Here is a 14,250-nt window from a genome sequence, read left to right as displayed (position 1 = left end):
GGCCTTGGGCATCCGCTGAAGTTGGCTCAGCATAAAGCCCGCCAGGGTCTCGTAGGTCGGCGATTCAGGAAATGGCAACCCGTGCTCATCTCGCAGGTCTTTGGTATTCAGTGAAGCGTCGATGATGAGCGAGCCGTCCCTCAGCCGTTCGACGGGCTTCTCGGCAGCCTCGTACTCGTCGTGGATCTCTCCCACAATCTCTTCGAGGAGATCCTCCATGGTGACCAGCCCGTCTACGCCCCCATGCTCATCCACCACGATTGCCATCGAGAGCCGCCGCCGTTGCAGCTCCTTCAGAAGTTGGCTGACCTGCATCGTTTCCGGGACAAAGTAGGCGGGGTGCGTGATGGTTTTGAGGGTGATCTCGCGGTTTTCCAGTTGCAGCCGCAGCAGGTCCTTGTAGTGCAGGACGCCGCAGATGTCGTCAAGACTCTTGTGGTAGACGGGATAGCGAGAGTAGCCCGTTTCTACCACGAGCTTGAGCGCTACTGCCAGCGGGGTCTCCAGCTCAATCGCCTCAATCTGGGGGCGAGGGATCATGACCTCCTTAACCGAGGTCTCCGTAAATTCGAAGACACTGTGGATCAGTTCCTGCTCGGTCTGGTCGAAAATTCCCTGTTCCTTTCCTTCCTGAACCATCAACTTGATCTCCTCCTCGCTGACAAACCCTGTGGTCCCCTGAGGGGCGGCGCGGAAGAGCGAGAGGATCAGGCGGCTGGACGCGGTCAGTGGGCGGCCGATCCACGAACACCAACGGCTAAGGGCCTCGTGAGGTCCTGCGATCGCGAGGGCAACCTGTTCCGCGTAGCGGAGGCTGAGTGATTTAGGGACAAGCTCTCCGAAGACGATCGTGAGGTAGGTGATGATAACGACCACGATCCCAAGGGAGATCGCCTCACCAGCCGCTCCCAGTCCGTCGCCTGGAAGGCGATCAAGCAAGGGGCGGATTACCCTCACTGCCAGTGCCCCGCCGATAGCGGAGGCCAACGTACTGACGAAATTGATCCCGATCTGGACGGTAGCCAGGAATCGGTCGGGGTCATCCTTAAGCCGCTGAACCGTCGATGCCCGGCCATCTCCTGCCTCCACAAGCTCCTGCACCCGGCTTCGGCGGAGCGAGATCACCGCGACCTCAGAGCCGGCGAAGAAGCCATTGATCAGAATCAGCATGAAGATGAACATCGTCTCGAGCACGAGTGTTCCGCTGCTTACGCCTTCCATCACGTTACTCCTTTTTTAGCTTCGCACCTTGAACCTCGCATCTTGCACCGCGAAGCTTATGGCCAGAGGCCGGGATCCGCCGCCAGTCGCTCTTCGAATGGACGAAGACGCTGCCGAAGCCTTTCGGTTGAAAATCCGAACCGTTCGCCCAGACGAAGGACGGCCGAGACGAGGTCGCATTGCTCCCTGGACTCGGTCTGAAGCACCAGCTCGATCAGCGGCGGTACATCATATGTGAGGAGTTCATGCATCAGGATGACGGATTCCGGTCGGTCTAAGGCGTAGCCCATCCGGTCAGCGAGGTCGACCACCTCCTGCGCCTCCCGGAGTCTATCCACGCTAGGACGTTCGCGCAGCCGCCTCACTCGCATTCCGAATGCCATGGACAGGAGATCCTGCAGGGACGCCTGCTGCGGAAGGCTGAGTCGCTTCGCCTCATCGGCCAGCAGGAGCAGGCTGCGGTACAGATCGGTCCCGCTATCGGATAGCCACTGCTGTAGGGACTCCTCCAGGTTGCGGGCCACGGTAAACTCAGCCGGGGCCCTCAGTGTCGCAGGGGGAGAGAGTTCGCCGTCGAAGAAAGCGCGGAGTAACCCCTGGGTTCGTGTCGTCAGCTCATCGTAGCGTTTGCGGAGCACGTCCCACCCTCTGTAGAGCGCCATTAAGACCTCCTGTCGCTCTTCCGGAGAAAGCATTTTTAGTGAAATCGGCGTTGCCGGGGTATCACTCGGCAGCGATACGCCTTCAACCTGACCCTTAAACGCCTCCAGCCTTCGCTGGAGATCATCCTCTCCTCTCCAGGGAAAAAGATAGCCGGCCATCCCATCGGCGTCTAACCATCTCAGGACAAATCCGAACTCCTTGCGCTCCAGTGTATGGGTTGAACAGGCCTCGACGCCGCCGGCGATCATTGTGCCATTCATGAGAGGAAAGCGCTCAAGGCTCAGCCGGTGGAGGTCGAAGGTGTGTACGCGATAGGGCTCGGGCAGGTTCTCCACCAGCGATCGTATTGCGTAAATGACTACTGGGCGAGTGAGCTCAACCCGTGCTGTACGAATCCGCATCTCCCAGATACGCCGGCCGTCGCGTTCGGTGGGGATATTACTCTTCGCGGCTTGGAGCCTGGCCAGGAATCGCGCCTCCAGGTGCGGCGATGCAAAGACAGCGGCGAGGTCGAGAGCCCGCGCCGCGTGTTTAAGGTTCTGCACGGCCTCGATGTCGGAGATATCGCTAAAGAACCAGCCGTCGCTGGACTGCATCAGCAAGGCCTGCCGCTGCATCTCCAGTAGTTGCGCCGCCGCCGCTCTATCCTGCGCCGAGAGCGATCGGCGACTGTGCGCGCTGAAAAATCGCTCAATTGAGGGCTGGCTCCGATCGAGGAGTATGGTAATGTAATCGTTTCTTGCGGTCCAGACATCGGTGAACAACCGACCTGCCTGTTCCGCAAAGAGTCGGTGCAGATCGTTGCGAAGGCCGTCAATAGCCTCTCGGAATGGGGCCCGCCAGCCTTGGCGCCAGCCCGGCTGGCCGCCGGTGCTGCACCCGCAGTCTTCCTTCCAGCGTCCCAGGCCATGGGCGCAACTCCAGGCGCTCCCCTCTCGAATGACCACTTCATGCGTAGGGGGAGCGCTCGCGAGATAGGCCCCGAAGTTAGTGACCGCGAATTCTTTCGGCGCAGTCTCTTTTGCCAGCAGAACAGCCAGTGCGCGCTCTCCGAATCGGGTGTGATGACCGTACGATTCGCCATCGGTGCAGAGGATGTGCAGGCGTGAGGGCGAGCTGCGGGCGACCTCGGCGAGCCGTCCGGCGAGGCGATCGGGCCCTTGCAGCAGACCCTCAAAGGCGATGGCGCGCGACAGGTCCGCATCGTAGAAAAACAGATCGATGGCGCTCCCATGCGGCAGACGACACCTGTACGGGCGCGAGGGATCGATCCAGTTCGAGCCTAGTTCACGCCACTGCTCCCCTCTCAACGGGCGAACCCTAGTCGCCTGCCAGGGCGCGAGGACGACATAACGGATCCCGTATTCACGAAGGAGCATGAGTGTCGACAGATCCACACCTGTTTCCGGAAGCCACATTCCCTCCGGCTCGCGGCCGAAGCGGGATTTGAACTCAGTGATCCCCCACGTGATCAGTGTGACGCGGTCCGTTGGGTCGGCGAGCGGCAAGATGGCGTGAACGTACGGGTGGGCCAGGGCATTGCCATGGCCGCCACACCGGATCACACTATCACGATCGCCCTCGATCATGCGGCGAACGGTCTCGGGGGCCTCGCGCTCGAGCCATCGGAAGAGAGTCGGCCCGATATCAAAGCTGATGCCCGCATAGTTATTGACCAGCCTGACGATCCGGCCTTCGTGGTCCAGGAGTCGGGCCCATCCATTCGGGGTATAGCACTCCGCAGCTATCCGCTGATTCCAGTCGTGGGCTGGGGCGGCGGACGGCTGCTGCTCAATTCCATCGGTCCAGGGATTCTCACGCGGCGGCTGGTAGAAATGCCCGTGGACGATCACCGATACTGTAGAGGGCGTACTCATTGCGGCTCGTCGGAGGCGCCGGACCGCCGGGTGGACTGGATCAGGCTTCGCAGGATCCGGCTGCGATTCGCTCCCCGCAAGAGGGATGATAGATCCTCGTACAGCGTAGGATCATCGATGAGGGCGCCAAGCGTCCCCTCCCCTTGAGCCAGACGCGAGGAGACCAGCTTAAGGTTGTTGGCGCTCGCTTGCAAGTCGGCCATGATGGTATCGGCTCGCGGATCGGCAAACAGCGCATGGGCCCATCCTTTCTGCTCCTGTAGTTTAGTGGCCAGTTCGTTGATAGCATGAGACGCCTGCTTCAGATCGGCCAGAACCGCTCGACCCTGGGGATCGTACAGGAGCGCCGGCAGCAGGCCTTCACCCTCATCCAGCGCCTTGGACATCCGAACAAGCGCGGTGGTCGTCTCCGATAGATCCTTCAGGATGTTGCCAGCGCGCTTCTCATACACCAGCGCGTGGAGCAGCCCGTTGCCATGTTCGATCTCCCCCATGATCCGGTTGAGGGAAGCAAGGCTTTCGGCAAGATCCGTCCGCGCTTCTGTGCCCGCTCCGCCGCCCACGAGCTGGCCCAAAGCGTCTGAGATCTTCACCACATTGCTTACGATTTGATCGCCTTTCTGGAGCAGCTTGGCGTAGTCGGGCGGGTCGACGCTCGCAATCGTCGCCCCTGGGGGCAGAACTGATTTATCAGGGCTGCCTACCGTTAACTCGAGCACCTTGTCTCCGACCAGTCCGATGGTCCCGATGCTTGCGATCGAATCCTCCCGAATCCGGTCCTGAAGCCTGGCGTTCAGACTCATGGTGACCCGGATCTTCTTGCTGGCAAGGTCCTTACTGAAGGTAATATCATCGACCGAACCGATGGAGGTGCCGGCGAGACGGACCGGCGCGCCGACATTCAGTCCCTCGATGTTGCTAAAAAAGGCGTACAGACTGTAGTGGCGTTCGAAGATCCGGCTCCGGCTTCCGATCGTCAGGACGAACACAATAAAAAGAGTCAGGAGTCCCAGGACAAAGATGCCCACACGCAACCGCGTCCACTGCTCACGTTCCGCCATCATACTTTTCCCATTCGGTAGAATCTCGAACCTTGAACGTCGAACTGTCTCTTACGCCATCGTCCCGTTGACAAACTGTCGAACCAGCGGGAGATCGGCGCGTTCGATCTCCCGTGGCGTTCCGACAATGACAATCTTACCCTTATCCAGCAGGCCGATCCGATCGGAGATCTTAAACGCGCTTCGCATATCGTGAGTGACCACTACGGACGTCACCTCGAGCTTTCTGTTCATATCCACGATCAACTCGTTGATCTTCTCGGTGTTGGTAGGATCCAGGCCGGTCGTGGGTTCGTCATATAAGATGATCTTTGGCGTCAGCGCGATTGCCCTGGCCAAGGCGACCCGCTTTCTCATCCCGCCCGACAGCTCGGCAGGCTCCTTATCCTCCGCGTCTTCGAGCCCTACAAGGTGGAGTGTCTCTGCGACCCGTTCTCGTATCTCCCATTCCGACATGGCGGTATGTTCCCGAAGGGGGTAGGCAATGTTTTCCGCCACTGAGAGGGAATCGAAGAGCGCCGAGCTCTGAAAGACCATCCCGATCTTCTTTCGGATCCTGATGAGCTGGTCCTCGGGCAGCGGTACAATGTCCTCCCCCTCAATGAGAATCTGACCCGCCTCCGGCTTCAGCAGGCCGACGATCAGCTTCAAAGTGACGCTTTTGCCGATCCCGCTTCCGCCGATGATGGTGACCGTCTCGCCAGGCTGAATTGTAAAATCCATTCCGGCCAGGATCGGCATGTGGTTGAACGACTTGTAGACCTGGCGAAACTCGATGGAAGGAGCGCTCATCTCACCAGCCCTCCAGCCACCAAAAGAACTTCGTCAAAAAGAAATCCGAGATGATGACAGCGATGGCCGAGGTGACAACGGTCGCCGTCGTGGCCTTGCCCAGGCCTTCTGTGCCGCCCACTGTAGCAAGCCCTTTGTAGCAGCCGACGATGGCAATGATGAAGCCGAAGACGACTGTCTTGCCCAGACCGCTCACAATATCGGCCAGCGTCAGGTTGCGGGTTACGGTATTGTAGTAGAGCTGGTAATCGACCTGGAACTCGTACCTGGAGATCACCATGCCGCCGAGAATTCCCAGGATGTCCGCCATGACCGTCAGCAGCGGCAGGACCAGCATTGTGCTCAGCACTCTGGGCACCACCAGCTTTTTGACCGGGTTCGCTCCCATCGCCCGCATGGCGTCGATCTGCTCCGTGACCTTCATCGATCCCAGCTCGGCGGTGATCCCGGAGCCGACCCGTCCCCCCACCAACAGGGCCGTGAGAACCGGCCCCAACTCGCGGACCATCGAGAGCGAGACGATAATTCCTACATACGCCTTCGCTCCGAATCGGCTCAGACCGTACGCGGTTTGCAACGCCAAGACGAGGCCGGTGAAGACCGCAGCTACGGCGGCGATCGAGATAGACTTCACCCCGATATGATCGGCTTGCCGGATGAGCTCACGGGGGTTGAAGGGATGCGTTAAGGCGCAGGAGACAGTATCATAGGTAAGCTGCGAGAGCCCGCCCAGCAATTCGAGCAATCGAATCGACTGGCCTCCAACGGCTGCAGCTACATTTCGCACAGCATGTCCTTGTTGCAGTTGTTTATCTCGACCTGGGACCCTTTTGAGTCAAGGTCCAGCCCTTGACAAATTGCTCAAACTCCGGTAGCCGGCCTTGAAAGGCCTCCGGCGAGGCGACATACACAAGGTCATAGGTACACTCGCCTTCCTTGGCGACGTAACTGCTGACCATCACGTCGGTCTCTTTGAGTCGCCCCGTGAGTACCGTGTGAACCGCCTCCGTACCGTTCAACGAGATGACGTTCTGGGCTAGTATCTGTTTTGGACCGATCCCGAAGAAGAGGCGTCTGGCTAACAGTCGAAGTGTCATCGGCCGCTGCTCTTCGCAACTGATAAACAGTGCAGCCACCTGACCACCCGGTTCAGCTCTGAAGGCTAACTCGGTTCCTCTCACCTCGAGCTGTCGCCAGCCATCGCTCAGCAGGGGAATCCTGAACCCTCGGGCTTCGTCGACCAGGAAGCCATCCACGACGTGGCGAGAAGCGCAGGCCGTGAGTGTGAACAAGACAAGAACCAAGGCGCCCTCAAAGCGCCAGGCGTATGGGAAGATGTGCCCCCCTCTCGACGCGTACACTCTCAGGTGAGGCATAACCGCGGATAACATAGGAATAAATAAATCATACTAGAAAGAAGGGCGAAACGTCAAGCTGCGCCCTGTGCTCAAACATAGAGATTGCCATCCGTCATCGCTTCGAAAGTCCCCCTCCTGCGTCATTGCGAGGGACCCAAAGCGAAGCGAAGGGGACCGAAACAATCTCACCGTTTTTTGCAGCGTCAAGTACGATGAGATTGCCGCGCCCCCGTTGGTCGCTCGCAATGACGAGCTTATGGGTGCGCCACCAGCGCATGGGGTATTGCGAGCGCCGCGACCGAACTCACCCAATTTCCCCCTTTTAAAAAAGGGGGGGGCGAGGAGGGATTTGGCGGTGAGATTGTCCAGAAAGCCTCTTACCTCCACAGGGGGCGTGGACTTTGATGCTCATGGGTCAACGATACAATCGGATAACTATAGGAGTGTGATCGTGGCATTTACAGCCTCATTTTGACCTTGACAAGCGTCTATCGGAATTTTATCGTAGCGTCACTTCGCTGCTGTCCGTATCCCGCTGAACCGGAGTATGTGCTCGTGATGACTGACAAGGTTCGGTTGTCGCGTTATGGTAGCCTCGGGCTGAAGGAATGTACGCGTGGCCCTTTGGAGTATACTGAGCTCCAAAGGGCCGTTGTGTTTTGATTTGAGGAACGGGGGGGGAGCAAGCGGGAAGCGATTCGCGTCGGAACTACTCGCACCACATTTACTGCGGAGGAGGCCATGATGAATGTTGTTTCACCTCCATCAGATCCAACGGTCCAATATCTCATTGGTGATCTTTACCATGACCTCGGCATTCCGCATTTCCAGCGTGGCCTCGTATGGAATGACGACAACACATCGCTCCTACTGGAATCCCTATACTTTGATACGCCGTGCGGCACCATCATTCTCTGGAAACCTGAGGAGCCCGGAGAGCACGGCATCCCGCTGTTGGGGTCTGACAAACCGCAATACTGGGTCATCGATGGCCAGCAGCGGATTCGGAGCCTCCGCGGCGCATTAGGGCCAGAAAACGGAAGATCGGCCCAGAGCACATCCGACGAAGAGGGGGACGACACCGAGCCGAATGCACGGCGCGTCTGGTGCCTGAACCTATCACGCGTCCCGGAACTCGCCGGTTTCTTCGACCCCAGCATGTCGCGGTACCCGATGTTCTGTCTGATCGCAGATCCGACAAGGCAGGGGGCGCGCTTCAAGCACAACTTCATTCCGCTCTATCTTTTCTTCGGAGATCAGGACGCGGATATCCACGCACGCATCAAGCCGGCAAATGCCGCCACGGACGAGGTTGTGCAACAAATAAAGGAGATCCATCTTAGGAGGCGCATTGGTCAGCTTCGCGAGAGGCAAGTCTTTTTCCTGAAGACCCTCAGGGAGTCCCAGGACAAGAACGAGAACCGCCTTGCCGATGTAGTCGCACTCTACAACCGGATCAACAGCGCTGGAAAGCGAGTAGAGTCCGAGGAGAAGGCTTTCGCCACGCTCGTCTCGCTCTATTCGCCAACGAATGAGCGGCTCGGGCAATTCTTTCACGCCGTCCATCCTCCAGATGAGCACGACCATCCGGAGGGGCATGCCAACAATCTGGAACGGGATGATATTCTCGAGCGGCGGAAGGAGCGGAACTTCGGGTTCAAGCTCTTCATTCGCACATTCATCCAAGTATACGCCTATCGCTTCGGTTATTCCCCCGGCAGCAACTCGTTTTCTTTCGAGGTGGTCAACAGTCTCCCGTTCCAAATGAGGCTCAAGAATAATACCAAAGAGATCGAACGACTGTTCGATCGTACGGACAAGGTTGTGCGATTCGTACGATGGGATATACTTCATGACGGTCTCAAATGTGATGACCTACAGACCTTACCTGACACTATGTCGCTGCTCCCCCTTTTCCAACTCTTGATCCGCTTCCCGGACCTCATAAAACCGGAGATGAATAGGTACGCGCCGGTCCTGTCATGCTTGGCCTTAAGGCTTCTCCTCGTTCAGAATCCGAGCCAAGAGAAGATTTTCAAGCTTGTCAATGAAGTCAATCGAGCCGAAACGGCCAAGGACTGCCTTGAGAAGTTGCACCGCAGTATTTCTCAGCCTGCCGACCTCCGAGAACACTTGTCCATCTGGCTTAAAGATTCCAACACGCTCATGGACCGCTATGTCTTGATGCTGTATTGGCTCCTGCGAAAAGAAGGCGCTCGCGATTTCTCATACAAGAATCTGAACGAGACGAAACGCTTGTGGAGGCAACAGGGGCAAGAGGTCGCCTTGGAGGAAGGTGTGGAACCAGAGAAGCAGCACATCGTGCCTTATAGCTTACTCAAGAAGCTCTATAACATCGAGGAGCGGGGACGGGTCAGCCGACATCCGTCCAACAACATCGGCAACATCACCTATATCTCGCATGAACTGAATGACTATGAGACAGGGTTGGGAAGCGACCCAATCGATCTCAAATGGGAATCTCCCGAGAACCGGGAGCATCACTTCCTCGGAGCCGATGGGGAGGTTAGAAAAAGCTACGAGAACGCCAAAGAAATGGCGAAGAACGCAAACGATACGGCCACGCAGGCCTTCGAGGAGTTCTGTAAGTGCCGTCGAGAGTTGATTGCAGAGGCATTCGTGAAGTGGGTCGAGGAACTTGCGCCGGAGCTAACGATTTCGGAGGAGGTGAAGCCAGCGCTACGTGTGGATCCGTCACTGTGGGATCGAGTCCGGCGGTTGGATTGCCCAGACGACATCGAGGACGCCATGCTGGAAATGATCACTAGCGGACAGCTTCAGCTCAGGACGTGGAGGTCCAAAAAGACTTCGGCAGAAAAATGGGTTGGCCGGGTGTCGTCACCCCCTGACAAGGGTTTTATTATTCGGGTCTTTGACGACCGGCTTGAGGTCGAGCCAGCCGCCGATTCGCCGCGTTACGAGGCGCTTCAGAATCTGATGGTCGATAAAGGGGTGTCTCGCACGAAACAAGGCGTCAAGGATGGAAACTGGGTATTGCAGGCGCAAGGAGAGAACGCGGTAATCACTTCAGAAATTCTGATCGAGTTCGGACAGCAGTTGTCAGGCATCGACCTGGTAGGATGATAGGCCCGTAGGCCTGGTTGAGAAACGAAACCCAGCTAAACGGCGGCTAGGCGACCATATTCACGCGCGAGAATGGCTAGCGGGTCGTACCGTTTCACGATGAATGTGGTTAGGCGGCGCGGCAACGATCTCTTGGTTGGGCGCATCGCCGGGTTGTGTGGGATGATCTGGTAAGGCAACATGGCATATGCCTTGCCGATCGGGCGGTGGTATCGCCGGAAGCCGCAATGTACCAATAGCAATAGGAGTGAATTGCCAGGATTCGCTTCACTCATCCCAGCCTACCGGACTTACGGCAAGCGATCAGGGAAGCCCATCGGCGGTGCATTCGTCGGATCAAAGTACGTTAAGACTATGGGAGCAACTCAAACGCTTTGCAATGGCGCGGACGAATGAGGGAAAAATCACGCCGGTCGGTCGTCAGAATGCGCGAGATTTTCAAACGCTCGGCCGTCGCCACCACGGCCGCGTCAACGAACCCGATTCGCGCAGTCGCATAGCGATTGAGGAGTTCAAGGGTACGTTGTAAGTCTTGGAGTATGAGCTGCTCCAGCGTCATCTCGCCGTTCATAAGTGAGTAGACCAGTTTCTGTTCGGCTTCAGGTCCCAGATGGGTGGCCAGCAGGTAGGCGGCTTCTGGCAGCACGGCGACGGATACAATCAGCTCAGCTCGTGAATGCTTGAGGAACCCGACCACTCGAGCGTGCCAGTCGTCATCTTGATCGGCCATCGCGTACAGGGGGCCAGTATCAACGAGGATCGACGGCATCAGCGGCCGAAGCCCTTACCGAGCAACTCCTCAGCGTGTTCGGCCACATCCTTGCGCCCGCTTCGACCGATTGCCATCAGTGAAAGACTGGAACGTCTGGATCGACGGCGTGAGGCGTAGCGTTCGAGCGCGGTTCTGATGATCGCCGATAACGTAGTCTGCTCGCGCCTCGCAATTTCACGCAACCTGTTCAGTAGATCTTCGTCCGCAAAGACTGTTGTCCGTTTCATCTCAACCTCCTGGCACAATACATATATATGCTAACATATCTTGGCGGACGAATTCAACTGCGCATCGAAATCCGAAAAATCCCGGGACACGATACCGATTCCGACGACAGCGCCATAGGCTGGGTTGAGGAACGAAACCCGGCTCAACGCTAGCCATCCGCTCAACGACAGCTATCCGAAGACACACCCACGCCAGCATGGCCTCTGGATCGTATTGTTCTACGATGAATGTGGTCGAGCGTCGCGGCAACGATCTGTAGACGCGGTGTATCGGTTACGCCACAACGACGGATACTTCAGTCCGCACCTTTCATCATACGAATACGAGCTCGCCTCCTTGGCTTCAAAAGTTTGCCCCCACACCCTGGCCTTTTGATACTGCTGCAACTCGGGAAAATATTTGGCGTCGAACAGCTTCCGACCGAGCCTCAGACGCTTGACTTTTTAGTGAAAGATACGATATACAATAGGCAACTAAAGGTTATTCAAACGGCGTATGAATCGAAGGAGCTGAGGATCTTTCGCGGGAGCGAAATCCGGTCGTATCGTTTTCGGTTGCCTGCGCCTGTTCTTGTCCACCAGGGCGGGAAAGGAAGGCCCCGAGGTATGATGGTTATTCGCCTCAGTACCGGCTTTGGCGGGGCGGTCATCGCAGGTATGAACCCTCCGCAGGTCTCCCCAAGATCTTTTCTTGTGGTTTCACCATTCTCTCACAGCTCGAGTAGAGTCAGAGTGGGTTTGACCAATGCGAATTCGTAAAGCCATTGTACCTGCTGCGGGTTTGGGGACGCGGTTCCTCCCCGCAACGAAGGCGCAACCAAAAGAGATGCTCCCGATTGTGGATAAGCCTACCATCCAGTACGTGGTGGAGGAAGCCGCCGCGTCGGGGATCGAGGATATCATCATTGTGACCGGTCGGGGGAAGGATGCGATCGAGAACCACTTTGATCGATCGCTGGAGTTGCAAATTGCGCTTGGGCGGCAAGGCAAAGAGGAGCAGTTGCAGGAGATCGAGCGGATCTCCGAGTTGGCATCGTTTTGCTACATCCGTCAGGAGGAGCCCCTCGGCCTGGGGCACGCGATCCTCACGGCCAGAGCCCTTGTGGGAAATGAGCCTTTCGCCGTCTTGCTTGGAGACGACATCATCGATGCTGAGGTCCCCTGTCTGGAGCAGATGATTGCAGCATTTGAACGGTATCAGTCCTCGATTATTGCCGTACAGCAGGTCAGTAAGGAGGAAACCGGCAGTTACGGGATCATCGATCCCAAGTGGGCTGATGATTCGGTCTACCAGATCCTGGATCTGGTAGAGAAGCCGACTCCCGAGGCGGCTCCGTCCGATCTGGCCATCATCGGGCGTTACATTCTGACGCCGGAAATCTTCGAGGCGCTTGAACAGACCGCACCGGATAAAGGCGGAGAGATTCAGCTTACGAACGGCCTGCGGGCGCTGCTGAAAACACAAACGATGTACGGGCTCGCGTTCCGCGGGTACCGATATGATGCGGGGAGCAAGCTGGGTTTTTTGAAGGCGACCGTGCAGTTTGCGCTCAAGCGTCCGGACTTGGCGCCGGGATTGCGGGCATACCTGAGAACACTCAGCCTGGGCGAGGTGGGAGCAACTGCGGAACGGGACCGGAAGGAGAACTGAAAGCCGTGGCGGACGAGAAGCCTGTCCTGAGTTCGATCGAAGGAACGATAGAAAGTACAGAGCAGATGTCGGTCGCAGACACCGAGCAGTCCGAGACCAAGACCGAGGCACAGGCTCGGAAGATGCCTGAAACGATCCCGCTCCTGCCGGTGCGAGATGTGGTGATCTATCCCTTCATGATCTTGCCTCTCTTTATAGGTCGGGAGAAATCGGTCCGAGCGGTAGACGAATCGCTGTCGAGGGACCGCCTCATCCTGCTGGTGGCGCAACGGGATGCTGAGAAGGAGGATCCCGGCACCGATGAGATCCACTCGGTCGGGACCGTGGCGATGATCATGCGGATGCTCAAGATGCCGGACGGGCGGGTCAAGGTGCTGGTTCAGGGTCTTTCCCGCGCGAAGGTCATTGGGATTGAGCGGCGCGAACCCTACTTCGAGGCGAGGATCGCCGAAGTTCCCGAAACGGATCTGGCCACGCCTGCCGTTGAGGCGGAGGCACTGATCCGTTCGGTCAAGGAGCTGGTCAGCAAGAGCGTGGCCCTCGGAAAGCAAATCTCATCGGATGTGGTGGTAATTATCAATAACCTCGAACACCCGGGCCGTCTGGCCGACCTCGTAGCCAGCCACCTGGATCTGAAGATGGAGCAGGCCCAGGAGGTCCTGGAACTGTTCGATCCAACTCAGCGCTTGAAGCGGGTCAGTGAGCTGCTGGGCAAGGAGCTCGAGGTGCTCGAGGTACAGCATCGAATCCAGAGCCAAGCTCGGGAGGAGATGGACAAGACGCATCGGGAGTATTACCTCAGAGAGCAGTTAAAGGCCATCCAGAAAGAGCTTGGCGAGACCGACGACAGAAATCAAGAACTGAAGGAGTTGGAGCAGAAGATCCGGAAGGCCAAGATGCCCGAAGCGGTCGAGTCCGAGGCAAAAACGCAACTCGGACGGCTTAGCCGGATGCATCCTGATGCGGCGGAGGCCTCTGTCATCCGGACGTATCTTGACTGGCTGATCGAGCTGCCGTGGAGTCGGCCAACCAAAGACAAGCTGTCGATTAAGCAGGCGTCCAAGATTCTCAACGAGGACCACTACGACCTTGAAAAGGTCAAGGAGCGAATCCTCGAATACCTGGCTGTCCGCAAGCTGAAAAAGAAGATGAAGGGGCCGATCCTCTGCTTTGTTGGGCCGCCGGGGGTGGGGAAGACATCCCTTGGCCGTTCCATCGCCCGCGCCCTGGGGCGCAAGTTCATCCGGATCTCGTTGGGCGGTGTTCGCGACGAGGCGGAGATCCGCGGCCACCGGCGGACGTATATCGGGGCGTTGCCCGGTCGGGTCATTCAGGGGATCAAGCAGGCCGGGTCGAACAATCCCGTCTTTATGATCGACGAGGTCGATAAGGTCGGAGCCGATTTTCGGGGTGATCCCTCTTCGGCCCTGCTGGAGGTGCTGGATCCGGAGCAGAACTATAGCTTCAGCGATCACTATCTCGGCGTCCCCTTTGATCTCTCCAACGTGATGTTCATCTGTACG

Annotated in this window: 11 protein-coding genes; 3 read left to right on the top strand and 8 right to left on the bottom strand. The window is 57.7% G+C overall.

Going from position 1 to position 14,250, the window contains the following annotated elements; genetic code table 11:
- From KGL31_00475 to KGL31_00450, 6 genes are all read right to left on the bottom strand, one after another.
- A partial coding sequence (locus KGL31_00475; protein ID MDE2320389.1) for an HlyC/CorC family transporter occupies positions 1-1,221 on the bottom strand: 1,221 nt, incomplete at its 3' end.
- A gap of 56 nt (positions 1,222-1,277) precedes the next feature.
- Entirely contained in the window at positions 1,278-3,761 is a 2,484-nt protein-coding gene (locus tag KGL31_00470) for a DUF3536 domain-containing protein (protein MDE2320388.1), read from the bottom strand.
- Entirely contained in the window at positions 3,758-4,825 is a 1,068-nt protein-coding gene (locus KGL31_00465; GenBank protein MDE2320387.1) for an MCE family protein, read from the bottom strand. Before KGL31_00465 ends, KGL31_00470 begins: the two co-directional genes overlap by 4 nt.
- A gap of 48 nt (positions 4,826-4,873) precedes the next feature.
- On the bottom strand, positions 4,874-5,614 hold the full coding sequence (locus KGL31_00460; protein MDE2320386.1) for an ABC transporter ATP-binding protein: 741 nt from the start codon (positions 5,612-5,614) through the stop codon (positions 4,874-4,876).
- A 1-nt stretch (position 5,615) separates the two neighbouring features.
- The gene (locus KGL31_00455) at positions 5,616-6,359 is read right to left on the bottom strand and encodes an ABC transporter permease (protein ID MDE2320385.1); all 744 of its coding nucleotides are present in this window, start codon (positions 6,357-6,359) and stop codon (positions 5,616-5,618) included.
- Positions 6,360-6,423: 64 nt separating this feature from the next.
- Complete coding sequence (locus tag KGL31_00450; protein MDE2320384.1) at positions 6,424-6,918, bottom strand: hypothetical protein; 495 nt, start codon at positions 6,916-6,918, stop codon at positions 6,424-6,426.
- A gap of 795 nt (positions 6,919-7,713) precedes the next feature.
- On the opposite strand from KGL31_00450, the gene KGL31_00445 reads away from it, so the two are divergent.
- Positions 7,714-10,077 (top strand): DUF262 domain-containing protein, encoded by a 2,364-nt coding sequence (locus KGL31_00445; GenBank protein MDE2320383.1) that lies wholly within the window; start codon positions 7,714-7,716, stop codon positions 10,075-10,077.
- A gap of 352 nt (positions 10,078-10,429) precedes the next feature.
- On the opposite strand, the gene KGL31_00440 is transcribed toward KGL31_00445, so the two are convergent.
- Together KGL31_00440 and KGL31_00435 are read right to left on the bottom strand one after the other, a co-directional pair.
- Positions 10,430-10,846 carry a PIN domain-containing protein gene (locus tag KGL31_00440; GenBank protein MDE2320382.1) on the bottom strand — a complete coding sequence of 139 codons (417 nt, stop codon included), beginning with the start codon at positions 10,844-10,846 and terminating at the stop codon, positions 10,430-10,432.
- Complete coding sequence (locus KGL31_00435; protein MDE2320381.1) at positions 10,846-11,076, bottom strand: ribbon-helix-helix protein, CopG family; 231 nt, start codon at positions 11,074-11,076, stop codon at positions 10,846-10,848. Before KGL31_00435 ends, KGL31_00440 begins: the two co-directional genes overlap by 1 nt.
- A 745-nt stretch (positions 11,077-11,821) precedes the next feature.
- On the opposite strand from KGL31_00435, the gene galU reads away from it, so the two are divergent.
- Both galU and KGL31_00425 read left to right on the top strand, forming a co-directional pair.
- Positions 11,822-12,727, top strand: a complete 906-nt coding sequence (galU, locus tag KGL31_00430) for a UTP--glucose-1-phosphate uridylyltransferase GalU (protein ID MDE2320380.1) — start codon at positions 11,822-11,824, stop codon at positions 12,725-12,727.
- A 5-nt stretch (positions 12,728-12,732) separates the two neighbouring features.
- On the top strand, positions 12,733-14,250 hold a 1,518-nt coding region (locus KGL31_00425; protein MDE2320379.1), incomplete at its 3' end, for an LON peptidase substrate-binding domain-containing protein.

The sequence above is a fragment of the Candidatus Methylomirabilota bacterium genome (assembly GCA_028870115.1).
GTDB lineage: Bacteria > Methylomirabilota > Methylomirabilia > Methylomirabilales > Methylomirabilaceae > Methylomirabilis.
Note: the sequence above shows the minus strand (reverse complement) of the source record. Positions and strands in the feature narration are given on the sequence as shown.

Excerpts from the sequence above, each read along its gene's own strand:
- KGL31_00470 (MDE2320388.1), bottom strand. The coding sequence starts at position 3,761 with ATGAGTACGCCCTCTACAGTATCGGTGATCGTCCACGGGCATTTCTAC.
- KGL31_00465 (MDE2320387.1), bottom strand. The coding sequence starts at position 4,825 with ATGATGGCGGAACGTGAGCAGTGGACGCGGTTGCGTGTGGGCATCTTT.
- KGL31_00460 (MDE2320386.1), bottom strand. The coding sequence starts at position 5,614 with ATGAGCGCTCCTTCCATCGAGTTTCGCCAGGTCTACAAGTCGTTCAAC.
- KGL31_00445 (MDE2320383.1), top strand. The coding sequence starts at position 7,714 with ATGATGAATGTTGTTTCACCTCCATCAGATCCAACGGTCCAATATCTC.
- KGL31_00440 (MDE2320382.1), bottom strand. The coding sequence starts at position 10,846 with ATGCCGTCGATCCTCGTTGATACTGGCCCCCTGTACGCGATGGCCGAT.
- KGL31_00435 (MDE2320381.1), bottom strand. The coding sequence starts at position 11,076 with ATGAAACGGACAACAGTCTTTGCGGACGAAGATCTACTGAACAGGTTG.
- galU (MDE2320380.1), top strand. The coding sequence starts at position 11,822 with ATGCGAATTCGTAAAGCCATTGTACCTGCTGCGGGTTTGGGGACGCGG.